General features: G+C 70.0%; 22 protein-coding genes. 8 read left to right on the top strand and 14 right to left on the bottom strand.

All coding sequences use genetic code 11. The features are described 5' to 3' along the window. Positions 1-31 precede the first annotated feature (31 nt). The gene (locus OG787_RS25790; RefSeq protein ID WP_369037422.1) at positions 32-871 is read left to right on the top strand and encodes a CAP domain-containing protein; all 840 of its coding nucleotides are present in this window, start codon (positions 32-34) and stop codon (positions 869-871) included. Positions 872-954: 83 nt separating this feature from the next. After that, positions 955-1,806, top strand: a complete 852-nt coding sequence (locus tag OG787_RS25795; protein WP_369037421.1) for a fructosamine kinase family protein — start codon at positions 955-957, stop codon at positions 1,804-1,806. Between the two features lie 58 nt (positions 1,807-1,864). Here OG787_RS25795 and OG787_RS25800 read toward each other — a convergent pair whose 3' ends face one another. Next, positions 1,865-3,427 carry an FAD-binding oxidoreductase gene (locus tag OG787_RS25800; protein ID WP_405536510.1) on the bottom strand — a complete coding sequence of 521 codons (1,563 nt, stop codon included), beginning with the start codon at positions 3,425-3,427 and terminating at the stop codon, positions 1,865-1,867. Positions 3,428-3,849: 422 nt separating this feature from the next. On the opposite strand from OG787_RS25800, the gene pstS reads away from it, so the two are divergent. The 4 genes from pstS (at position 3,850) to pstB (ending at position 7,998) form a co-directional block, all read left to right on the top strand. Next, complete coding sequence (gene pstS / locus OG787_RS25805) at positions 3,850-4,977, top strand: phosphate ABC transporter substrate-binding protein PstS (protein ID WP_405536511.1); 1,128 nt, start codon at positions 3,850-3,852, stop codon at positions 4,975-4,977. A 110-nt stretch (positions 4,978-5,087) separates the two neighbouring features. After that, the gene (gene pstC / locus OG787_RS25810; protein ID WP_369037418.1) at positions 5,088-6,095 is read left to right on the top strand and encodes a phosphate ABC transporter permease subunit PstC; all 1,008 of its coding nucleotides are present in this window, start codon (positions 5,088-5,090) and stop codon (positions 6,093-6,095) included. After that, a complete protein-coding gene (gene pstA / locus OG787_RS25815; RefSeq protein ID WP_369037417.1) occupies positions 6,092-7,144 on the top strand; it encodes a phosphate ABC transporter permease PstA in 1,053 nt (350 codons plus the stop codon). Before pstC ends, pstA begins: the two co-directional genes overlap by 4 nt. 77 nt (positions 7,145-7,221) lie before the next feature. Continuing rightward, positions 7,222-7,998 carry a phosphate ABC transporter ATP-binding protein PstB gene (pstB, locus tag OG787_RS25820; RefSeq protein WP_369037416.1) on the top strand — a complete coding sequence of 259 codons (777 nt, stop codon included), beginning with the start codon at positions 7,222-7,224 and terminating at the stop codon, positions 7,996-7,998. Positions 7,999-8,697: 699 nt separating this feature from the next. Here the strand turns inward: pstB and OG787_RS25825 are convergent. Further along, the gene (locus OG787_RS25825; RefSeq protein ID WP_369036129.1) at positions 8,698-9,696 is read right to left on the bottom strand and encodes an anion permease; all 999 of its coding nucleotides are present in this window, start codon (positions 9,694-9,696) and stop codon (positions 8,698-8,700) included. Between the two features lie 7 nt (positions 9,697-9,703). After that, entirely contained in the window at positions 9,704-10,324 is a 621-nt protein-coding gene (locus tag OG787_RS25830) for a DUF47 domain-containing protein (RefSeq protein WP_235477082.1), read from the bottom strand. A gap of 274 nt (positions 10,325-10,598) precedes the next feature. On the opposite strand from OG787_RS25830, the gene OG787_RS25835 reads away from it, so the two are divergent. Further along, complete coding sequence (locus OG787_RS25835) at positions 10,599-10,919, top strand: metal-sensitive transcriptional regulator (protein WP_235477083.1); 321 nt, start codon at positions 10,599-10,601, stop codon at positions 10,917-10,919. 53 nt (positions 10,920-10,972) lie between these two features. On the opposite strand, the gene OG787_RS25840 is transcribed toward OG787_RS25835, so the two are convergent. From OG787_RS25840 to mshD, 11 genes are all read right to left on the bottom strand, one after another. Continuing rightward, positions 10,973-11,161: a hypothetical protein gene (locus OG787_RS25840; protein ID WP_405536512.1), complete on the bottom strand. Its 189-nt coding sequence runs from the start codon at positions 11,159-11,161 to the stop codon at positions 10,973-10,975. A gap of 169 nt (positions 11,162-11,330) precedes the next feature. Then, positions 11,331-12,176: a hypothetical protein gene (locus tag OG787_RS25845; protein WP_405536513.1), complete on the bottom strand. Its 846-nt coding sequence runs from the start codon at positions 12,174-12,176 to the stop codon at positions 11,331-11,333. A gap of 393 nt (positions 12,177-12,569) precedes the next feature. After that, the gene (locus tag OG787_RS25850; protein ID WP_369036131.1) at positions 12,570-12,992 is read right to left on the bottom strand and encodes an NUDIX hydrolase; all 423 of its coding nucleotides are present in this window, start codon (positions 12,990-12,992) and stop codon (positions 12,570-12,572) included. After that, positions 12,989-14,098, bottom strand: coding sequence for a CHAD domain-containing protein (locus OG787_RS25855; protein WP_405536514.1), 1,110 nt, complete (start codon positions 14,096-14,098; stop codon positions 12,989-12,991). The genes OG787_RS25850 and OG787_RS25855 overlap by 4 nt, the downstream gene beginning before the upstream one ends. Continuing rightward, positions 14,079-16,310 (bottom strand): RNA degradosome polyphosphate kinase, encoded by a 2,232-nt coding sequence (locus tag OG787_RS25860; protein WP_369036133.1) that lies wholly within the window; start codon positions 16,308-16,310, stop codon positions 14,079-14,081. Before OG787_RS25860 ends, OG787_RS25855 begins: the two co-directional genes overlap by 20 nt. A 298-nt stretch (positions 16,311-16,608) precedes the next feature. Further along, complete coding sequence (locus tag OG787_RS25865; protein ID WP_369036134.1) at positions 16,609-17,604, bottom strand: ABC transporter permease; 996 nt, start codon at positions 17,602-17,604, stop codon at positions 16,609-16,611. Continuing rightward, entirely contained in the window at positions 17,601-18,605 is a 1,005-nt protein-coding gene (locus OG787_RS25870; protein WP_405536515.1) for an ABC transporter permease, read from the bottom strand. Before OG787_RS25870 ends, OG787_RS25865 begins: the two co-directional genes overlap by 4 nt. After that, complete coding sequence (locus OG787_RS25875; RefSeq protein ID WP_405536516.1) at positions 18,602-18,748, bottom strand: hypothetical protein; 147 nt, start codon at positions 18,746-18,748, stop codon at positions 18,602-18,604. The genes OG787_RS25870 and OG787_RS25875 overlap by 4 nt, the downstream gene beginning before the upstream one ends. Beyond that, positions 18,745-19,644 carry an ABC transporter ATP-binding protein gene (locus tag OG787_RS25880; protein WP_405536517.1) on the bottom strand — a complete coding sequence of 300 codons (900 nt, stop codon included), beginning with the start codon at positions 19,642-19,644 and terminating at the stop codon, positions 18,745-18,747. Before OG787_RS25880 ends, OG787_RS25875 begins: the two co-directional genes overlap by 4 nt. Next, positions 19,641-20,027, bottom strand: a complete 387-nt coding sequence (locus tag OG787_RS25885) for a GntR family transcriptional regulator (RefSeq protein WP_369036138.1) — start codon at positions 20,025-20,027, stop codon at positions 19,641-19,643. The genes OG787_RS25880 and OG787_RS25885 overlap by 4 nt, the downstream gene beginning before the upstream one ends. Before the next feature lie 92 nt (positions 20,028-20,119). Beyond that, positions 20,120-21,055, bottom strand: a complete 936-nt coding sequence (gene mshD, locus OG787_RS25890; RefSeq protein WP_369036139.1) for a mycothiol synthase — start codon at positions 21,053-21,055, stop codon at positions 20,120-20,122. Positions 21,056-21,245: 190 nt separating this feature from the next. Between mshD and OG787_RS25895 the strand changes: the two genes are divergently transcribed. After that, positions 21,246-23,060, top strand: coding sequence for a bifunctional UDP-sugar hydrolase/5'-nucleotidase (locus OG787_RS25895; protein WP_369036140.1), 1,815 nt, complete (start codon positions 21,246-21,248; stop codon positions 23,058-23,060). Positions 23,061-23,160 lie beyond the last annotated feature (100 nt).

Below are 23,160 nucleotides of genomic sequence, written 5' to 3' on the forward strand. Positions count from 1 at the left end.
CCGGGCTCGCGACCAGTGAATGAGGCCAGGTATGACCAAGCACCGCCTGAAATCGAAACGCCAGGAATCGAAGCACCCGAAATCGAAGCGCCGGAAAATGGCCGGTGCCGCAGTTGTCGTGGTGGCTGTGGGAGCGGTGGGCGTTCCCTCGGCCGCCCAGGCGAGCGGCAACGGGCTGGGCGACTGGAGCGTCGTCTCGTTCTCCTGGTGGGGTTGGGGCACGTCGGATCCGGTGGCCCGCCCGAAGCCCTCCCGGTCGCCTGTCGCGTCCGCCTCCGCGTCGGCCTCCGTCTCGGCCACCCCCGCCTCCGCCACTCCGTCCGGCACCCCGAGCGCCTCTCCCGCCAGTGCCTCCCCGAGCGCGTCGCCTTCGGCGGCCGACAGCCCGACTGCCACGCCCACCGCCGGCACGCTCGAGTCCAGCTCCCCGTCGAGCACTCCGGAGGCGGCCACGAGCACCAGCAGTACTCCCACCGCCTCCGCCAGTGCGCAGTCCGGTCCCACGGACCGTGTGCTGGTTCTGGTCAACGCCGAACGCGCGAAGGCGGGTTGTGCGCCGCTGACCGAGAACGCCAAGCTCACCAAGGCCGCTCAGGACCACAGCCAGGACATGGCCGACCACCAGAACATGTCGCACACCGGTTCCGACGGTTCGTCCATGAGCGACCGGCTCTCCCGGGTCGGATACGCGTTCAGGTCGGCGGGCGAGAACGTCGCCGCCGGTTACACCTCTCCCGAGAGCGTCATGGACGGCTGGATGAACAGCGCCGGCCACAAGGCCAACATCCTGAACTGCGGCTTCAAGGAGATCGGCATCGGCCTGGCGCAGCCGGGCTACTACTGGACCCAGGACTTCGGGTCGACCTCGTAGCGGGACTCCGCAGACGACAGGATCATGTACGCCATGTTCCACTCCGCCCGCACCCTGTGGGACGCCCTGTCAGGGCCGGCCCCGTGAACGCACGCTGGAAGAGCCTGCCCAGCGAGGTCGTCCCGCGGGTGGCCGACGCCGAGCCGCTCTCCGGCGGCGCGGTGAACGACGTCTGGCGGCTGACCCTCGACGACGGAACGGCGTACGTCCTCAAGGGGTCCCTCGACGCGCCGGCCGACCTGTTCCCGCTGGAGGCGGCGGGCCTCAGGGCGCTCCAGGAGCGGGCGGGCATCCGGATTCCCCGGCTGTTCGAGGTGAGCGCGCACCACGTCCTCATGGAGGCGCTGCGACCACGGCCCGACACCGACGGGTTCTGGGAGGCGGCGGGCCGGACCTTCGCCACGCTGCACGCGGTGCGCGGTGACCGGTTCGGCTGGGACACCGACGGCCGGCTGGGCCTGCTGCCCCAGGAGAACGGCTGGACCGACGACGGGCACGAGTTCTTCGCCGAGCGCAGGATCCGGCGCTACCTGCGCGAGCCCGAGGTCCGCCAGGCCCTCGACGCGGCCGACCTCTCGGGCCTGGAGCGGATCTGCGAACGCCTTCCACGGCTCGTCCCGGCGGCCCCGAGCGTGCTCAACCACGGCGACCTCTGGCGCGGCAACATCGTCGCGGACCCGGCCGGTGAACCCGTGTTCATCGACCCGGCGGTGTGCTGGATGTGGGCCGAGTCCGACCTCAGCATGATCTACTGCTGCGACCCTCCGCCGGACGGTTTCTTCCGCGCGTACGAGGAACTCTCCCCCCTGGCCGACGGCTGGCGGGACCGCATGCCGCTGCTGCACCTGCGCGAACACCTCAGTGTGCTGGCCCACTTCGGGGCGTACGGCGACACAGTGGCGCGGGTCCGGGACGTCGTCCGCACCTTCTCCTGAACGTCCGGACGCCTGTGCCGCGCGTCGCCGGACTCGTGTGACGCGTGGGAAAGGGCCCCTACAGCGCCTGCGGATACGTGAACACGCGGTCCGGGTCGTACTGGTGCTTGAGCTTTGTCAGGCGGGTCGCCGCGTCCCCGTAGTACGCCTTGCGCCAGTTCTTCAGGGTGGGGTCCGTGTAGTTCTGGTAGGCGGCGCCCGAGGCGTACGGGGACATCGACTGGTGGGCCTTCGTCAGCCAGGACTGGGCCGTGCCGCCCGTCGTGCCCGCGCGCCAGGACACGATGTACTGGGCCAGCATCCTGGAGCGGCGGTGGACGAATGCCGTCGCCGTCGGGGAGACCCGGTTCACCGCGCCGCCCAGTGCCGTGAACGCGATGCTGCCCGAGCCGCCCCTCACCGAGGTCATCTGGGTGAGGAGGGTCTGGATGCCCGTGGCGGACAGTGAGCGGTCGTAGAAGTCCGAGCGGGCCGCGTATGTCTCCCGGCCGAGGGCGCCCTGCGGGGAGCGGCCAGGTGTCGAGCCCGGGAGGTGGCACTGGGCGTCCGTAGCGAAGGACGAGCAGCCCGCGTACACCTCCATCGACTCCTCGTACGAGCGCCGCTTCAGGGAGACGCTCGCGGCCGGAGAACCGATTCTGTCCGCCAGGCGGTCCACCGCGTTCTGGAGGTCCGTGTAGCCGCCCAGCGAGAACGCCGTGACCGAGATCGTCGGGGTGCCGCCGGCCGTGTTCGCCACGTGCAGGGACGACCAGATCTCGTCCGGCTGGGTCGGGCCCCACTCCTGCCAGGCCTTCATCACCGCCGCCGCCTTCCGCCACGGCCAGGACATGTACGCAGACACCGCCTGCGGTGCCGGGTGGGTGCGGAAGTGCAGTTCCGTGACCACGCCGAAGTTGCCGTTGCCCGCGCCTCGCAACGCCCAGAACAGGTCCTTGTTCTCGCTCGCGTTCGCCGTCAGTTCGCGGCCGTCCGCCGTGATCAGCGTCGCCTGGGTCAGGCTGTCGCAGGTCAGGCCGTACGCCCTCGACACCACCCCGTGGCCGCCGCCCAGCGTCAGGCCCGAGACCCCGACCGTCGGGCACGAGCCCGCCGGGATCGTGACGCCCTTCGCCGTCAGGGCGCGGTAGACGTCGATCAGTTTCGAGCCCGCTCCCACTACCGCTGCGCCGCCGGACGCGCGGACGCGGTTCAGTTCGGACACGTCGATGATCAGGCGGCCGTTGCCCGAGGACCAACCCGCGTACGAGTGGCCGCCGTTGCGGATCGTGACGGGGACCGAGTGGGCGCGGGCGTACGACAGTGCCGTACGGATGTCGTCCGTGTGGGAGACGTACGCCACCGCGGCTGGTTTCAGTCCGTCGAAGCGGGTGTTGTAGAGCTGTCGGGCCGCCGCCCAGGAGGCGTCACCGGGGCGGACGAGCGGGCCGTCGAGGTCGCGGCCGAGGGCCGTCCAGTTGGCGGGGGCCGAGGCGCTCGTGGAGGTGAGGGGAGTCGTGCGGGTCCCGCCTCCCGTGTTCCCCTGCGAGTCCGCGGCCGCGTTTCCCTTCGCGCCCGTGCACGCCGTCGTCATCGCGGCCAGGGCGGCCACGCCGCCTCCCATGAACGTACGCCGCTGCATGGTGCTCCTCGGGTTCTCGGTTCCTCCGTTTGAGCCCGCGTTGGCTCCCGTCGAACGAGACGGGTTCCATGGATCGTGGGTTCCATCATCGGACGTGTTCACGGGAGGAAGTGGAAGGATGGGTTCCGTGAGGTTTCCGTCCGGCTTCGTGGCTTGTACCGCACGAGCCGGCTCGTCGGGGATGTTCCTCCGGTCGGGACCCACACGTGTTCTCCCCGTGAGCATTCCGTGACCTCACCGCACCGACCGCAGGGGTTCACCCTCCGTTTACCTGCGCCCGTAGGTGGCTTCACCTGATCTGCCTAATTTCGGCCCTACCCGGTGCTCGGTGTGCCTCTTGGACGCCAGTGCGCCGCCCATTCTTCGTTACCTCGCACGCCGCCGGAATTCAGGACGGCGGCTCCTGGAAGGAACACCCGAAAGTGAAGCTTCAGCGCATGAACCGGCGGGCCCTCACCCTCGGTGCTCTCGCCGTCTCCGGCGCCCTGGCCCTCACGGCGTGCGGCTCCGACGACACCGGCACGGGCACGGACGCCAGCGGCGGCGCCTCCACCGCCGCCAACAGCTCGATCAAGTGCGACGACGCCAAGGGCCAGCTCCTCGCCGACGGGTCCTCCGCGCAGAAGAACGCGATCGACGCCTGGGTCAAGGCCTTCACGGCTACCTGCTCCGGCGTGCAGATCAACTACAAGGGCGGCGGCTCCGGCGCCGGTGTCACCGCGTTCACGCAGGGCACGGTCGCCTTCGCCGGCTCCGACTCCGCGCTGAAGCCCGACGAGGTCACCGCCTCCAAGTCGGTCTGCACCGGCGGCACCGCGATCGACCTCCCGGCCGTCGGCGGCGCCATCGCGCTCGCCTACAACCTCCCGGGTGTCGACAACCTGGTCCTGGACGCGCCCACCCTCGCCAAGATCTTCGACAGCAAGATCAAGACCTGGGACGACGCCGCCATCAAGGCGCTGAACCCGGACGCGACGCTGCCGAGCACCAAGATCCAGCCCTTCCACCGCTCCGAGGACTCCGGCACCACGGACAACCTCACCAAGTACCTGATCGCCACCACCCCCGAGAACTGGAAGTACGAGGGCGGCAAGGCCTGGCAGGCCGAGGGCGGCCAGGCGGCCTCCGGTTCCGCCGGCATCGCGGCGGGGGTCAAGCAGACCGAGGGCGCGATCGGCTACATGGAGCAGTCGTACGCCAAGGACCTGTCCACGGTCGCCATCGACACGGGCGCCAGCGCCCCGGTCAAGCCCTCCTCGGACGGCGCCACCAAGGCCATCGCGGCCGCCCAGGTCGTCGGCACCGGCAACGACTACTCGCTGAAGCTGGACTACAAGACCAAGGCGGACGGCGCGTACCCGATCACCCTGGTCACGTACGAGATCGTCTGCGACAAGGGCAACAAGTCGGACACCCTGCCCGCCACCAAGGCCTTCCTCCGCTACATCACCAGCGAAGAGGGCCAGGGCATCCTGAGCGGTATCGACTACGCGCCGATCCCGGCCGACATCATCGCCAAGGTTCGCACCACCGTGGAGAGCCTGGCCTGACCTGAGTGTGTGGTCGGGACCCGCTGCCGAGCGGGTCCCGACCACACCGTCCGGTGCACCGCCGCCAGGAGCCGCATCCCCGGGTGCGGCCCCGCAGACCGGAGAACCCGATGGACATAACCACCAAGAACTCAGACACCTCACCCCCCGCCTCTCCGCCGACCCCGGTCGAGCAGAAGCGCGCGGCCCGTGGCGCCACCCGACCCGGTGACCGGATCTTCCTCGGTCTCTCCCGCGGCTCGGGCATCCTGCTGCTGGCGATCATGGCAGCGATCGCGATCTTCCTGACCTATCGCGCGACCCTCGCGATCAGCAAGGACGACGGCAACTTCCTCACCACCTTCGAGTGGAACACCAACGTCGACCCGCCGAAGTTCGGCATCGCCGTCCTGGCCTTCGGCACGGTGGTCTCCTCGATCATCGCCATGGTCATCGCGGTCCCGGTGGCCGTCGCCATCGCCCTGTTCCTCACGCACTACGCGCCGCGCAAGCTGAGCGGTCCCATCGCGTACGTGATCGACCTGCTCGCCGCCGTACCGTCCATCGTGTACGGCCTGTGGGGCGCCCTGATCCTCGTACCGAACATGAACGGGCTCTTCGGCTGGCTGAACGACTACTTCGGCTGGACCGGGATCTTCTCCTGGGAAGAGGGCGCGCCCCGCTCGATGCTGACCGTGGGCATCCTGCTCGCGATCATGATCCTGCCGGTCATCACCAACGTCAGCCGTGAGGTCTTCAAGCAGACGCCCCGGATGAACGAGGAGGCCGCGCTGGCCCTCGGCGCCACGCGCTGGGAGGTCGTCCGCATGGCGGTGCTGCCCTTCGGGCGCTCCGGTGTGATCTCCGCGTCGATGCTCGGCCTCGGTCGCGCGCTGGGCGAGACGATGGCCGTCGCCACCGTCCTCTCCCCGAGCTTCCTCATCGAGACCAGCCTGCTCGACCCGGGCGGCGGCACCTTCGCCCAGAACATCGCCGCCAAGTTCGGTGAGGCGAACGAGTTCGGCCGTGACGCGCTCATCGCCTCCGGTCTCGTCCTGTTCGTCATCACCTTGCTGGTCAACGGCGCCGCCCGCGCGATCATCGCCCGCCGCGCCGAGTACTCGGGGGCCAACGCATGAGCACCGTCGTAGCCGAGAAGCCGACCGGCTCCCTCCAGGGCGCCCGGCTCCCCAAGTGGTTCCCGTACGCCTTGGCCGCCGGGTCCGTCGCCCTCGGGGTCGGCATCAGCTTCGCCGCCGGGCTGGACAGCAGCATCCAGTGGGGCCTGATCGCCGCGATCCTCTTCGTCGTCGGTACGTACGTCATCGCCTCGATCGTCGAGGGCAAGCGTCAGGCCAAGGACCGCATCGCGACCTCGCTGGTCTGGGTCGCCTTCCTGCTCGCCGTCGTGCCGCTGGTCTCCCTGGTCTGGACGACCGTCGTCCGCGGTGTGAAGGTCCTCGACGTCTACTTCCTGTCCCACTCGATGGGCGTGGTCGGCGACTCCGAGACGGGCGGTGGCATCTACCACGCCATCATCGGCAGCCTGGAGCAGGTCGGTCTGGCCACGCTGATGGGTGCGCCGATCGGTGTCCTCACCGCGATCTACCTGGTGGAGTACGGGCGCGGCAAGCTCGCCAAGGCCGTCACGTTCTTCGTGGACGTCATGACGGGCATCCCGTCGATCGTCGCGGGCCTCTTCATCCTCAGCATCATGCTGCAGTTCGAGATGCAGCCGTTCGGCTTCGCCGGTTCGCTGGCCCTGGCCATCCTGATGATGCCGGTGGTCGTCCGTTCGACCGAGGAGATGCTGAAGCTCGTACCGAACGAGCTGCGTGAGGCGTCCCTGGCACTCGGCATCCCGAAGTGGCGCACGATCCTGAAGGTGGTCCTGCCGACCGCCATCGGCGGTATCACCACCGGCATCATGCTGGCGGTGGCCCGTATCGCCGGTGAGACGGCGCCGGTGCTGCTGCTGGTCTTCGGCAACCCTTTCATCAACAACAACCCCTTCGAGGGTGCGCAGGCCTCGCTTCCGTTGTACATCTATCAGCAGTACAGCGGTGGCACGGACGCTTCGTACGACCGAGCCTGGGCGGCGTCGCTGACGCTGATCGCCTTCGTGATGATCCTCAACCTCGGTGCACGCGGTATCGCCCGCTGGAAGGCACCGAAGACAGGTCGCTGACGCGGCCATACGACAGCGACCTGTAGCTAGCCAGCCGGTTCGACGGCCGGCTGACCTCGAAAGAAGCAGTGATATCCATGGCCAAGCGAATCGACGTAAGCGGCCTCAGCGCCTACTACGGATCCTTCCGCGCGATCGAGGACATCTCGATGACGGTCGAGCCCCGCTCGGTGACGGCCTTCATCGGCCCCTCCGGCTGCGGCAAGTCCACCTTCCTGCGCACCCTGAACCGCATGCACGAGGTCACGCCCGGCGGGCGGGTCGACGGCAAGGTCATGCTCGACGACGAGAACCTGTACGGCGCCGGGGTCGACCCGGTGTCGGTACGGCGTGAGGTCGGCATGGTCTTCCAGCGTCCGAACCCCTTCCCGACGATGTCGGTGTTCGACAACGTGGCGGCGGGGCTGCGGCTGAACGGCTCGTACAAGAAGTCCGAGCTGAGCGATGTCGTGGAGAAGTCGCTGAAGGGCGCGAACCTCTGGAACGAGGTCAAGGACCGGCTGAACAAGCCCGGTTCGGGGCTGTCGGGCGGTCAGCAGCAGCGGCTGTGCATCGCCCGTGCCATCGCGGTGGAACCGAAGGTCCTGCTCATGGACGAGCCGTGCTCGGCCCTCGACCCGATCTCGACGCTCGCGATCGAGGACCTGATCGGTGAGCTGAAGGAACGGTTCACGATCGTCATCGTGACGCACAACATGCAGCAGGCGGCGCGTGTGTCGGACAAGACGGCGTTCTTCAACCTCGCGGCGGTCGGGCAGCCCGGCAAGCTGATCGAGATAGACGACACGGAGCGCATCTTCTCCAACCCGTCGGTCCAGGCGACCGAGGACTACATCTCGGGCCGCTTCGGCTGAGCAGGCCTTTGCCGGCTCGCCGGCTCGCTTCAAGACCCCTCGCGGTGCTGCATGGCGGTGCCACCGCGAGGTCGAATAGGGCCCGCCCCTGGAGCATTCCTCCGGGGCGGGCCCGTTCGTGTTTTTCCTCGCCCCCGCCGCCCCTACCCGTCCCATCCTTCTGGGGGCTGCGCCCCCAGACCCCCGCTGTCGGCCTGAACGGCCTCGTCCTCAATCGCCGGACGGGCTGGAGGGTGGTGGTGGTCGTCGGGTGGGTGGGGAGGTCGCGCTGGACGGTCTGGTCTTCGAATGCTGGGCGGGCTGGAGGGTGGTGGTCGTCGGGTGGGTGGGATGGTCGCGCTGGACGGTCTGGTCTTCGAATGCTGGGCGGGCTGGAGGGTGGTGGTGGTCGTCGGGTGGGTGGGGAGGTCGCGCTGGACGGTCTGGTCTTCAAACGCTGGGCGGGCTGGGTGGGTGGGAAGAAGGTCGCGCTGAACGGGCCTGGTCCTCGAACGCCGGACGGGCTGGAATGCTCCGGCCCGTGCTGAAGTGCGGCGGGGTGGGCGGGGAAAAGGGTGGGCTGGGCGGGGTTGTCCTCGAACGCCGGCCGGGGCTTGCTCTTTCAGCGCCGGCCAGCATCTCCAGCCCGTCCGGCGTTTGAGGACCAGGCCCGTTCAGGGCCGTAGAGGGGGTCTGGGGGCGCAGCCCCCAGGTCCGCGGCTACAGGAACGCCAACCACACGACCCCGTACCCCGCCGCAGCCACCAGCCCCGCTGCCGGCATCGTGATGAACCAGCCCAGGACGATGTTCTTGGCGATGCCCCACCGCACCGCCTTCACCCGCTTCGTCGCGCCCACGCCCATGATCGCCGAGGTGATGACGTGGGTCGTGGAGACCGGGGCCTTGAAGAGGTAGGCCGTGGCGAACATGATCGACGCGCCTGTGGTTTCCGCTGCGAAGCCCTGGGGTGGGTCCAGTTCGATGATCTTGCGGCCGAGGGTGCGCATGATGCGCCAGCCGCCCGCGTACGTGCCCAGGGACAGGGTCACCGCGCAGGCGATCTTGACCCAGACCGGGATCGGGTCGCCGTAGTCCTCGACGTCCGCGATGACCAGGGCCATCACCACGATGCCCATCGTCTTCTGGGCGTCCTGGAGGCCGTGGCCCAGGGCCATGCCCGCCGCAGACACCGTCTGGGCGATGCGGAAGCCTCGTTTCGCCTTCGACGGGTTCGCTCGGCGGAAGATCCACATGATGGCCGTCATCACCAGGTAGCCGGCCAGCAGGCCTACCAGTGGGGAGACGAACATCGGGATGACTACCTTGTCCAGGACTCCGGACCAGTAGACCTTCGTACCGCCCGCCAGGGCCGCTCCCACCATGCCGCCGAACAGGGCGTGGGAGGAGGACGACGGGAGGCCGAAGTACCAGGTGATCAGGTTCCAGGTGATCGCGCCCACCAGGGCGGCGAAGAGGATCGCCATGCCCGAGGAGCCCTCGGGCGTCTCGATCAGACCCTCGCTGACCGTCTTCGCGACCCCGCTGCCCAGGAACGCCCCGGCCAGGTTCATCACCGCGGCCATCGCCAGGGCCGCCCGGGGTGTCAGGGCACGGGTCGACACGGACGTCGCGATCGCGTTCGCCGAGTCGTGGAAGCCGTTCGTGTACGTGAATCCGAGCGCGACCCCGATGGTCACGATCAGTGCGAAGGTGTCCATGTAAGGGTCAGGACTCCTTGACCGCGATGGTCTCCACCGTGTTCGCCACGTGCTCGAAGGCGTCTGCAGCCTCCTCCAGCACATCCACGATCTGCTTGAGCTTCAGCACCTCGATCGCGTCGTACTTGCCGTTGAACAGGTGTGCAAGAAGCTTTCTGTGGATCTGGTCGGCCTGGTTCTCCAGGCGGTTGACCTCGATCCAGTACTCCGTGAGGTTCTCCATCGTGCGGAGGTTCGGCATGGCCTCCGCCGTCAGCTCCGCCGCCCGCGCCAGTACCTCGATCTGCTGCTCGACGCCCTTGGGCAGTTCCTCCACGTTGTAGAGGACGACCAGGTCGACGGCCTCCTCCATGAAGTCCATGATGTCGTCGAGGGACGATGCGAGCGCGTAGATGTCCTCGCGGTCGAACGGTGTGATGAACGAGGAGTTCAGCTGGTGGAAGATCGCGTGTGTGGCGTCGTCACCGGCGTGTTCCGCGGCCCGCATACGCTCTGCGATCTCGGCCCGGCCGGAGGCGTCCGCCCCGAGCAGTTCCATGAGGAGTCGCGAGCCCGTGACGATGTTGTCCGCGGACGCGGCGAACATGTCGTAGAAGCTCGTCTCCCTGGGGGTCAGACGAAATCGCACTTGGGGTCCTCGGAGTCCTTCGGGTTCGGTCAGGCTGATGCTAGGCGCAACATCCGGCCACGGCTAACGGGTCGTCCCCCAGTGTCGCCCATCGGACAGCGTGGGCTGCACAGTGGTCTACACCTGGGTGAAACGACGTCCGGGCCGCCTGATCGGCACCGGGCAAGGGCCCTATACCCAGCAAAGTTGGTTACCATATACCCGGCAGGGGTATATGGGCGCTTTTGTGTCTCATGTTTGTTCGACGGTGCTTGTTCAACGGGAGGACCACGCGATGACGACCACCGAGGCCGGCGCGGAGACGCACGACGTCGTGCACGGCTATCACAAGCAGAAGGACGAGCACCTGAAGCGGCTGCGCCGGATCGAGGGACAGATCCGCGGGCTCCAGCGGATGGTCGACGAGGACGTCTACTGCATCGACATACTCACCCAGGTCTCCGCCTCCACCAAGGCCCTCCAGTCCTTCGCCCTCCAGCTCCTGGAGGAGCACCTGCGCCACTGCGTCGCCGACGCGGCCCTCAAGGGCGGTACGGAGATCGACGCGAAGGTGGAGGAGGCGACCAAGGCGATCGGTCGTCTGCTGCGTACCTGAGCCACCAGGCGTCCAGGCCCGGGGCCGTCCATGCCCGGGGCGCCCGTCGCTTTTCAGCCAGGCGACGGGACCTTGCGTCCCTCGCGCTCCTCCGCCACCTTCAGCACCTCGTCGATGCTCTCCAGACTGAGCCGTTCCTCCTCGGCCGCCGAGGCCGCGATGATCAGCTCTCCGCACAGCTCGATCTCGGCGAGGGCCACGTGGTCCTGAACTGCCGTACCGCCGACCGGAGCCACGTGCATCACCTCTTCTCTGCCGTCACCGCTTCCTAGAGTAGGGAGTGGTCTACACACCGCGCATGGCACGGACGGGCTAGTCCTTGCGCTACGGCGGACGCAGCACGGGCGGGCCGGGTTGCTCCGCCCGGCTCACCTTCCCTCATTTCCGGACGGCAGTCCCACTGTGACCGTCTCACTGCTCGGCGATCCGGCCCGCGTAGATGTCCGCGGGCCGCGGCAGCCGTACGCGCACGGGGGCCCCGAAGTCGTACAGCAGCGTCGTCGAGGCGACCGCGACCGTGCCCTTGTGCTGTCCGTTGACGAAGCTGAACCGGTGCAGGAGCTTGCGGATACGGCCCTCGTCGTCGAGGTAGGCCTCGAAGGGGACCTCGGCGGTGGCGAACCCTTTCGCCGCCGCTCCCAGCGGGCCCCGGTTGCCCGGTGAGGCGCTCTTCGCGGCCTTGGCGAGGTCGGCCGTGCCCTTGTAGTGCCGCACCTCGGTGCCGCCGACCCGGGTCCGGCCGACGTAGGTCGCCTCACGTGTCCCGCGCAGGACCTCGGCGGCGGCGAAGGGGTCCGTGGCGCCGCCCGTCACCAGGTTGCCGTCGGACAGGGTCGCCGTGTCCACCCGTACCCATTTGTCGGCGGGGACGCCCGCGCCCCGGTTCTTCATGAACAGGGCGCCCGGGGCGAGGAGTTCGGTGATCGGGCGGTGCGGGCTGGCGCCGGCCGGGTCCTGGGGGAGCAGCACCTTGAGGCGGCCGAGCTGCTTGCCGTAGTCGTAGACGCCCTCGCCCCGGATGGTGACCCGGGTGCCGCCGGTGGCCATCTCCATGGAGGTGGTGGTCCGGGAGGTGCCCGCGTCGACCAGGGTCGCGGCGGCGCCGTGCAGGACGCGGACCGCGTCGGTGGCCGGGCGCGCGTCCCCGGCGGCGGCCTCGCCGTTGCCCGTGCAGCCGGTGGCGCAGAGCAGGAGACCCGTTGTCACGGCGGCCGTCGCGACCGCCCCGTTCGCTCGCCAGTGCCGCCGCCGGTCCATCGCCGCCCACCCCCAAGCCGGGCCGTCGGTCCACGGCCCCTGTCGTTCCGCTTAACGAGGGGTGGGGGAGGTTGTCACGCCCTCGGGTTTGCCTCGCCTCGTCCGCGCCGGTTCTGCCGGCTGACCTGCTTGTCTGCTTGTCTGCTGGGGGTCCGGGGGTTATCCCCCGGGAAGATGCAGCACCTGGCCGTGGGTACCGTGATGGGTGTGGCGCAGCAGGATCGAAGCGAGTCCGCTCAGTTTCCCGAAGAACACTCCGTTTCCATGGTGGAACACGGGCCTTTCTGCTTCGCGAGATGCAGCTGCGGCTGGCGCGGACCGGCCCGGCGGGCCCGCAGCATGGCCCGCACGGACGGCAAGGGCCACCAGGGGGACATGCTCTAGCCGCCCCGGCTAGTGGCTCCGCCGCAGGGCCACTGCCTCGTCGACCAGGTCCCTGTCGCGGGGCTGGGTCAGGCGTTCGCGGGCCGCCGCCGGGGGCAGCCAGAGAATGAGGTCGACCTCGTCGTTCGGGGCGAAGGCGCCCGAGACTGCCTCCGCCTCCCAGTAACTCACCTGCTTGGGGCGGCCGTTGACCTCGTAGTGGGTGGTCGTGAGCGGGGCGCCGGGGGCGGCCTCGTAGCCCGTCTCCTCCTCGACCTCGCGCAGGGCGGCGGCGAGGGTCTCCTCGTCGTGCTTCAGCCGGCCCTTGGGGTGCGACCAGTCGTCGTACTTCGGGCGGTGGACCAGGCAGATCTCCAGGCCGCCGTCCACCGGCGAGCGGCGCCACAGGACGCAGCCCGCCGCGAGTACGGGGCGTTCGTCGGCGGACGTCACCTCGTGCTCATCGCCTTCTTCTCCCAGGACTGCTGGAACGCGAACCGGGCCGCCTCGACCTCGTGGCGCTGGTCGGCGTGGAGCACGCCGAGGGCGTACGCGGTCGCCGGGGCGATACGGGGGGTGCGGGCCGCCGCTGCCGCTGCGGCTGCGGCCTCGGAGGCGTCGCGGTGGCGGTTGAGCGCCGTGCCGGCCGTCAGCATGCGTACGTCCACGCGGGCCTCGTCGCCGTCCAGGACCTCGTGGGCGTAGCGGCGCAGGCGTAGGAGGAGGCGTACGTGGTGCCAGGGGGCGTCCTGGGGGTGGGGGGCCGGGTCGGGGGAGAGGCCGTGGATGAGGGCCTCGGCGTTGTAGGGGTGGCCGGCGGTGAGGAGGGGGAGGGCGTTGACCGCGTCGCAGAGGCGTTCGTCCGCTGCGGTGGCGAGGGGGCGTAGGTCGGTGGGGGTGGCGGTGGCTGCGGGGGTCAGGGGGACCTCGCTGGCCAGGACCGCTACGTTGTCCGCGACCGCGTGGAAGCGGGAGGAACCCAGGGCTTGTAGGGCTGCCGAGTGGGATCGGGTGCGGGCGAGGGTCAGCTGGCGTTCGAGCAGGGCGCCTGCTTTTGCGGCGCCTACTGTCAGGTTGCTGCGGTCTGGGGTTGCGGGGTGGGACTGGGCACCGGCGGTGCTGGGAGCCGTTGTGCCCACCCGTTCCGCCCCAGCGGAACGACTGCCCACAACGGTGCTCGCCTGGGCCGGGAGGACGACCGCCCCCGACAAGCGCTGAAGCGCCAGCAGCAGGCGTTCCAAGCGGGCCGCGTATGCGTGCTCCCTTGCCAGCGTGCCTGACAGCCACGCCAGTTCGGGGTGCATTGCCTCAGACCAGGTGGGGTCTAGGAGCGGGCGGAAGGTGTGGAGGGTGCCCGTGATGCGGCGGGCCGCGTGGCGCAGGGCGCGGGCCGCGTCCACGGGCTCCTCCGTCGAGGAGGAGCCCGTGCCTGTCTCCCTGTGGAGGCGCAGGGCGCGGAGGAACTCCGTCGCCTGCGCCCTCAGGTAGTCCGCGAGCGCGTCGGCGCTCACGGGTCCGGCCGTCGTGGGGTCGGTCGGTTCAAGGTGTTGCTGTGCCACGCCTACGCCTCCGGGCGTCTATGAGCATCTCCTGGACGTTCCGCAGGGGGTGGCCCTCGGGGTCCGTCGCGTGCCGGGTCCACTCGCCGTCCGGGCCCAGGTGCCAGGACTGCGTGGTGTCGGACATCCCGGTTTCGAGCATCCGGTTGAGCGCGGCCCGGTGGGCCGGGTCCGTGACCCTGACGAGTGCCTCGATGCGGCGGTCGAGGTTGCGGTGCATCATGTCGGCGCTGCCGAACCACACCTCGGGCTCGCCGCCGTTGCCGAAGGCGAAGACCCGGGAGTGTTCGAGGAAGCGGCCGAGGACGGAACGGACCCGTATGTTCTCGGAGAGACCCGGGACCCCGGGCCGTACGGCGCAGATGCCGCGTACCCAGACGTCGCACGGGACGCCTGCCTGGGAGGCGCGGTACAGCGCGTCGATGATCGCCTCGTCCACCATCGAGTTGACCTTGATGCGGACATACGCGGGACGCCCGGCACGATGGTGCTGGACCTCCTTGTTGATCCGCGCGATCAGGCCGTCGCGAAGGGACTTGGGGGCGACGAGGAGGCGGCGGTACGTCTCTCGGCGGGAGTAGCCGGACAGGCGGTTGAACAGGTCCGAGAGGTCCGCGCCGACCTGCTGGTCGGCCGTCAGGAGGCCCAGGTCCTCGTACAGGCGGGCCGTCTTCGGGTGGTAGTTGCCGGTGCCGACGTGGGAGTAGCGGCGCAGCGTGTCGCCCTCCTGGCGGACCACCAGGGACAGCTTGCAGTGGGTCTTCAGGCCGACGAGGCCGTAGACGACGTGGCAGCCGGACTCCTCCAGCTTGCGCGCCCACTTGATGTTGGCCTGCTCGTCGAAGCGGGCCTTGATCTCGACGAGGACGAGGACCTGCTTGCCCGCCTCGGCGGCCTCGATCAGGGCGTCCACGATCGGGGAGTCGCCCGAGGTCCGGTACAGGGTCTGCTTGATGGCGAGGACGTCGTCGTCGCCGGCCGCCTGCTCCAGGAACGCCTGGACGGAGGTCGAGAAGCTGTCGTACGGGTGGTGCAGCAGCACGTCCCGTTCGCGCAGGGCCGCGAAGATGTCCGGGGCCGACGCCGACTCCACCTCGGCCAGGTCGCGGTGGGTGCCCGCGATGAACTTGGGGTACTTCAGCTCGGGCCGGTCGAGGGAGGAGATGCCGAAGAGGCCGGTGAGGTCGAGGGGACCCGGCAGCGGGTACACCTCCGCCTCCGTGATCTTCAACTCCCGTACCAGCAGGTCGAGGACGTACCGGTCGATCGACTCCTCGACCTCCAGGCGCACCGGCGGGCCGAAGCGGCGCCGCATCAGTTCCTTCTCCAGGGCCTGGAGGAGGTTCTCGGCGTCGTCCTCCTCGACCTCCAGGTCCTCGTTGCGCGTGAGGCGGAAGGCGTGGTGCTCCAGGACCTCCATGCCGGGGAACAGCTCTTCGAGGTGCGCGGCGATGACGTCCTCGATGGGCACGTACCGGCTCGGCGAGGCCTCCAGGAAGCGGGACAGCAGCGGCGGCACCTTGACGCGCGCGAAGTGGCGGTGTCCGCTCACCGGGTTCCGTACGACCACCGCGAGGTTCAGGGAGAGACCCGAGATGTACGGGAAGGGGTGCGCGGGGTCGACGGCCAGCGGGGTGAGGACCGGGAAGATCTGGTGGCGGAAGAGGGTGAACAGGCGGGCCTGCTCCTTCTCCGTCAGCTCGGCCCAGCGGACCAGGTGCACGCCCTCCTCGGCGAGCGCCGGGGCGACGTCCTCCTGGTAGCAGGCGGCGTGCCGGGCCATCAGCTCGCGGGACCGGGCCCAGATCATCTCCAGGACCTCGCGCGGCTGGAGACCGGAGGCGGAGCGGGTGGCGACGCCGGTGGCTATGCGGCGCTTGAGACCGGCCACCCGGACCATGAAGAACTCGTCCAGGTTGCTCGCGAAGATCGCGAGGAAATTAGCCCGTTCGAGGAGCGGCGTATTGGGATCCTCGGCCAGTTCGAGCACCCGCTCGTTGAACGCGAGCCAGCTGCGCTCCCGGTCGAGGAAGCGGCCCTGCGGCAGCAGCTCCCCGTCGTAGGGCGCCTCCTCGTACTCGTCGAGGTCGGCGTCGATGTCCGGCTCCAGGTCGGAGACCACGGCCGACACCGTGTGCGGCCGGTGGGAGGTCAGGGAACCGACGGACGGCTGGGCGTGCTGTACCTGCGACTGGGCGTTTGGCTGGCTCATGACCCCATTGTTCCGCGCCGCGGCCGGGACGGGCGCGTCGGAACGCGCGGGCGGGAGCGCGGCCGGCACCGTCTGGGCGGCTCCGGTCCCGTGGGTGCCCTCTGCGGGCGGTGAATGCTCAGGCACGGCGGGCGTCATTGGGTGAGCCTCGCAAGCCTGGCTGAATCACTGGTTACGAGGACATGACGTGCGGGATATCGGGGGGCGGCTCGCAGGTGTGATCACCGGTACCGGCGGGGTGCGCGTATGCCCCTCCTCCCCGGTGGAAGGGGCATACGCGGACAGCTCCCGGGCGCCCTCAGGCTGTACGGCGGCGCAGCAGCCAGAAGGCGGCGGCCGTCGCGGCGGCGACGAGGGCGAGGACGATGCCGGTCTCCATGAGCTGGAGGGGCCAGAAGTGGGCGGACGGGTGGTAGTCGCGGTAGTAGCCGACGATGTCGTGGCGGGCGAGGCACTGGGCGTTGCTCACGCAGATCGGATCGGCGACGTGCTGTCCGGCGGAGGTCAGGGCGCCGTCGTCGACGACCATGCCGATGTAGTCCGGGTAGCCGTCCTTGCTGGTCAGGGTCTCGACCGGCCACAGGTGCGGACGCAGTGACGTGATCACGTAATCAAGGGTGAGGAAGGCGAAGAAGGCGGTGCCCATGGCGGCGAGCGACCGCCGCACGACCAGTGCCGTCAGCGCGCCGACGGCCAGGCCGAGCAGCGTGTACGCGGGGGCGAGGGTGCCGTTCGCGACGTAGGTGCCCTCGTCGTGCCACTGCCGGGTGCCCATCCCGCGGAACAGCTCGGTGTGCGCGCCCCACGCCAGGCGGTGCAGGAGGACCAGGAGAAGGGTGCCTGCGGTCAGCAGGGCGGCCGGTACGGCGAGCTTGGCGGCGAGCCAGCGCGCCGGGGACACGGACTGCGTCCAGGCCAGCTGCGCGGTGCCGTTCTCCAGTTCGCGGCCGATGAGCGCGGCGCCCGCCCAGACGGCGGCGAGCAGCGGTACGAGGTTGATGAGGCCGCCGCTGACGGTCTCGGCGGTGTCGTAGCGGGTGTAGGCCGGGCCTATGTAGTCGCAGCCGTCGTTCAGCACCCCGTCCACGCAGCCCCTGCGGAAGAACTCGGCGAAGGCGGCGTCGGCGCCCCATCCGTACATCCACAGCAGCGCCCCGGCGGCCACGGCGACCAGCAGCAGCCAGAACCAGAGGGCCGAGCGGTGCAGGACCAGCAGCGCCCCGGGCAGGCCGTGGAGGCGCAGGCGGGTGCGCTGCGGTCCTGCGGGGGCCGCGAGGGTGGTGGTGGCGGTCATACGGCGGCTCCCGTGCGGCGTCGGATGAGGGCGAACGCGATCAGCGTGACCACCGTCGCGAGGGCGAGGAGGATGCCCGTCTCCATGAGCTGGAGGGGCCAGAAGTGCGAGGCCGGGTGGTAGTCGCGGTAGACGCCGGCGACGTCGTAACGGGCGACGCACGGGGTTTTGTCGTCGCAGAACAGGTCGGGGATGCGGGCGCCGGTGGAGGTGTACGAGCCCTTGTCGACCGTCATGCTGCCGTCGTCCTCGAACCCGACGGTGCTCGTCCGGGTCACGGCCGGCCACAGGTGCGGACGCAGGGACTGGAGTTGCTGTACGACGATTCCCATGCCGACGATCCCGATGCCGAGCGCGGGCAGCGAGCGGCGCGCGACCAGGCCCGCGAGGACGCCGAGGGCCAGGCCCAGCAGGGCGTAGGCGGTGGCGAGGGTGCCGTTGGGCTCGAAGACCTGGCTGTCGTACCAGTTGTAGTTGCCCTGCCGCAGTTCGCCGGTGGCCTCCCACATCAGGCGGTGCAGGACGGTGAGCAGGAGCATGCCCGCGGTGATCAGTACGGCGGGCAGGGCGAGCTTCGCGGCCAGCCAGCGGACCGGGGACACGGACTGAGTCCAGGCCAGCTGGGCCGTGTGGTCCTCCAGCTCACGGCCGATGAGCGAGCCGCCCGCCCAGGCCGCGATCAGGAACGGGGCGAAGAAGACGAGGAGGCTGCCGAGGACGACGCCCGAGTCCCAGCGGTTCCCGGCCGGTCCGAGCATGTCGCAGCCGAGGTTGGGCACGCCGCCGTCACGGCAGCCCGAGGCCGCCAGTTCGTCCATGGCGGCGGTCGCGCCCGGCCCGTACGCCCACAGGAGCACGCCGGCGGCCACGGCGACGTACAGCAGCCAGAACCAGAGGGCGGAGCGGTGGACGCGCAGGAGGGCCCAGGTGAGGCCGTGGGGGCGGTACAGGCTGCGGGACCGCTTTCGCGCCGGGGCCTCGGCGGAGGCGAGGGTGGTCATACGGCGGCCTCCACAGAGGCGGCCGAGGCGGCCGTGCCGGGCTTCTGTGCCGGGGTCTCGGCGGCAGTGGGGGCGGCCGAGGTCTCCGCGTCTTCTGGGCTGAGCTTCCGTGCCGGGGTCTCGGCGGCGGGCAGGGTGGTCATACGGTGGCCTCCACCGACTCGGTCGGGTCTTCGGCGCTGAGCTGTAGCGACGGGGCCTCGGGGGAGCGGAGGTGCGCCAGGACCAGTTCCTCCAGGGTGGGGGGCGCGCTCTGCCAGGTGCCGGCCAGGCGGCCCCCGGGGCGTATCAAGGCCGTGGTCTGGCGGCCCGTCGTGCGGGACTCGATGACCGTGTGTCCGTCGAGGTCGGCGGCCGGGCCGCTGACCAGGGTGTGGGCGGCGATCAGGCCGTCCAGCTCGCCGGCGAGGCGGACCCGGCCTGCGCCGATGAGGAGGAGGTGGTCGCAGGAGCCCTCCAGCTCCGCGACGACGTGCGAGGACATGACAACCGTGGTGCCGTTGTCGGCGGCGTCGGCCATCAGCGTGCCCATCAGCTCGTGCCGGGCGAGCGGGTCGAGGTCGGCCATCGGCTCGTCCAGGAGCAGCAGTTCGGGGCGCTTGCCGAGGGCGAGGGCGAGCGCGACCCGGGTGCGCTGACCGCCGGAGAGGGTGCGGATCTTGGCGGACGGGTCGAGGGCGCCGTCGGCGACGATCCGCTCGGCGACGGTCCTGTCCCAGCGCCGGGGGTTCAGCTCCTGGCCGTAGCGGAGCGTGTCCTCGACGGTGAGCTGGGGATGCAGGGGCTTGTCCTGGGCGACGTACGCGACGCGCTCGCGGGCCGCCGCCGGGCTGGTGCCGAGGACGGTGAGCGTGCCCTCGGTGGGCCTGAGCAGACCGGCCGCGTGGGCCAGCAGCGTCGACTTGCCGGCGCCGTTGGGCCCGACGACCGCGCAGACGCGGCCGGCCGGCAGCCGGAACGCGCACTCGCGCAGCGCCCAGCCCTTCCGCACGCCGAACCGCTTGCCCAGCCCGGCCGCCTCCATGGCGGTGTCGCTCATCCCTGGTCCCCCTTGAAATGTGTGTCGAGTACGGAGTTGAACAGCGCCGCCACGTCGTCCCGTTCGAGCCCTGCCGCGCGGGCCCGGTTGGCCCAGTCGTCGAGTTCGGCGCCGAACGGGGAGTCCGCCGGGGCCGCCCCCAGCGACTTCCGGACGAACGTGCCGAGGCCCCGGCGGGCCTCGACCAGACCTTCGCGTTCCAGTTCGCGGTAGGCCTTCAGGACGGTGTTCGGGTTGATGGCGGTGGCCTCCACGACCTCACGGGCCGTGGGCAGCTTGTCGCCGGGTTCCAACAGGCCGAGGCGCAGGGCCTGTTTGGTCTGCTGGACGATCTGGAGATAGGTGGAGACGCCGGTGCGCCTGTCGATGCGGTACTCGACCACGCGTACAACCACCCTTTCACTAGTTGAGTAGTGAAAGGGTGGTGCAAGGAAGGGGGCGGTGTCAAGATCACCGCCCCCTGTGCGTGATGACGTTATGACTCCGTGCGGTACATGAGGTCCGTCTCGTGGGTCGCGAAGCCCAGCCGCTCGTACAGCCGCACGGCTGCCGTGTTGTCCGCGTCGACGTACAGCATCGCCGTCGGCAGCCCGCGCTCCGCGAGGTGGCGCAGGCCGATCGTCGTCAGCGCCCGGCCGAGGCCGCCGCCCTGGGCTCCCGGGCGCAGGCCGATGACGTACACCTCGCCGAGGCCCTCCGCCGTGTGCTCCTTCGTCCAGTGGAAGCCGATGAGTTCGCCCTCGCGGAAGGCGAGGAAGAAGCCCTCCGGGTCGAACCAGGCCTCCGCCTTGCGGTCGTCGAGGTCGCGCTGGGTCAGCGAGCCCTGTTCGGGGTGGTGGGCGAAGGCGGCGGCGTTCACGGCGAGCCAGGCGGCGTCGTCCTCGCCGGGCACGAAGGTCCGTACCGTCACGTCCGCCGGGAGCTTGGGCTCGGGCAGGTCCAGGTCGGTCAGCGGCCGCCGCAGCTGGCGCAGTTCACGGAACAGGGTGAGGCCGAGGACCTGGGCGAGATGCCGGGCGGCGGAGTGGCCGCCGTGCGCCCAGACGCGCAGCCGCTTGCCGGAGGCGGCCAGCAGCGCCGAGCCGAGGGCGCGGCCGTGGCCGTGCCCGCGGTGGGCCGGGTGGACGACCAGTTCGGCGGCCGGGGCCTCGACCGGGTCGGTGTCCTCCAGCTGTGCGTAGCCGACGAGTTGGCCGCCGACGGAGAGCAGGAAGTGCGACACGCCCTCGCGGGCGCCCCCGCGCAGCTGGAGCCGCCCCTGCTCGGACACCGCCTGCTGGCCGTCGGTCCGGGCGGCCTCCGCGAGCAGCGTGAGAACGGCGTCGGCCTGCCCGGGGGCGAGGGCGGCCAGGGTGTCGATGGAGCGGGACAGGACGGGGGGGCCGGAGGGCGCGGTGTCGTCGCTGGTCATGGCTACGAGGGTAAGGCCTGCCCGATTCGTGGTGAATCTCCCGAGGCGGCAACCGTTCCGTAACCCTGAACCCCTGTCGCGCTACGCGCGTTGACCCTAGGCTGCGCCGGGACGGGACCGAATTCTCACGCAGTTCTTACGTCCGTTTCGGGCGTCCCTTCCTCTCCTCTTACGAACTTCAGGGGGGCACATGCCAGCCACACCCCAGCCGTACCACCGCCGCAGACGCGCACGTCTGCTGATCGCGGGCGCCGCCGGTATCGCCACGGTCGGCGCGCTCGCCGCCGCGCTCCCGGCCAGCGCCGGCGAGACGACGTACAAGCCCGGGCACGGCCACAGCAAGCCGAGCCGCTACCAGGACGTGCAGCTGCTGTCCTTCAACGACCTGCACGGCAACCTGGAGCCGCCGTCCGGCTCCTCCGGCCGGGTCACCGAACTCCAGGCCGACGGCACGACGAAGACGATCGACGCGGGCGGTGTCGAGTACCTCGCCACGCATCTGCGCGAGGCCCGCAAGGACAACCCGTACTCGATCACGGCGGCCGGCGGCGACATGGTCGGTGCCTCCCCGCTGATCTCGGGCCTCTTCCACGACGAGCCCACCATCGACGCGCTCAACGGCCTGGAGCTGGACGTCACCTCGGTCGGCAACCACGAGTTCGACGAGGGCGCCAAGGAACTGGCCCGGCTTCAGAACGGCGGCTGCCACCCGGTCGACGGCTGCTACGTCGAGGGCGAGAAGTTCTCGGGGGCGGACTTCCCCTACCTCGCCGCGAACGTGCTGGGCGAGAAGACCAACAAGCCGATCCTCAAGCCCTACTGGGTGTGGAAGAAGAACGGCGTCAAGATCGGCTTCATCGGCGTGACGCTCGAGGACACCCCCGGTGTCGTCTCCGCCGAGGGCGTGAAGGGCCTCAAGTTCAAGGACGAGGTCGAGACGATCAACAAGTACGCCAAGGAGCTGGAGAAGCAGGGCGTCAAGTCGGTCGTCGCGCTGATCCACGAGGGCGGTCTGCCGGCCTCCGGTTCGTACAACTACGACTGTGACGCGGCGGGCGACGGCTCCGGGATCTCCGGCCCGATCGTCGACATCGCGAAGAACATCACCCCGAAGGTCGACGCGCTGGTCACCGGGCACACGCACGCCGCGTACGCCTGCACCATCCCGGACCCGTCGGGCAAGCCGCGCACGGTCACCTCGGCCGCGTCCTTCGGCCGCCTCTACACGGACACCACGCTGACGTACGACCGCTGGACGGGTGACATCGCCCGTACGGCCGTCTCCTCCGCGAACCACGTGGTCACCCGGACCGTCGCCAAGGCCGCGGACATGACCGAGCTGATCGCCAAGTGGAACACCCTGGCGGCGCCGATCGGCAACCGCGCGATCGGCTACATCTCGGGCGACATCACCAACGTCGGCACCGAGTCCCCGATGGGCGACCTCATCGCCGACGCGCAACTGGCGTACGGCAAGGGGCTGGACCCGGAGACCGACCTCGCGCTGATGAACCCGGGCGGTATCCGCGCGGGCCTGACCTACGCGGCCAAGGGCACCGAGGGCGACGGGGTCGTCACCTACGCCGAGGGCTTCACGGTCCAGCCGTTCTCCAACACGGTCAACCTCCAGGACTTCACCGGCGCGCAGCTGATCTCCGTACTCCAGGAGCAGGTGAGCGGCACCAACGCGGCCTCGCCGAAGGTGCTCCAGGTGTCCTCGGGGCTCACCTACACGCTCGACCTGACGAAGACGGGCGCGGCTCGCGTGGTCGCCGACTCGGTCAAGCTGAACGGTGCGGCGATCGACCCGGCCGCCACCTACCGTGTCGCGACGAACAGCTTCCTCGCGGGCGGCGGCGACGGCTTCACCACGCTGGGCCAGGGCACGAACGACCTGGTCGGCACGGACGACCTCGCGGCACTGGCGGACTACCTGACCGCCAACTCCACGGCCACGACGCCGATCGCGCCGCCGGCGGCGAACCGGATCACGATCGTGCAGTAGTAGTTGCCGGTTGCTTCTCGAAGGGCCCAGGGCTTGTCGCCCTGGGCCCTTTGTAATGCCCGTAATAAGTCCTGTGTGAATTGCGGATCGGTTCCCCGGG

The sequence above is a fragment of the Streptomyces sp. NBC_00075 genome, assembly GCF_045041225.1.
Classification (GTDB): Bacteria; Actinomycetota; Actinomycetes; order Streptomycetales; family Streptomycetaceae; genus Streptomyces; species Streptomyces adonidis.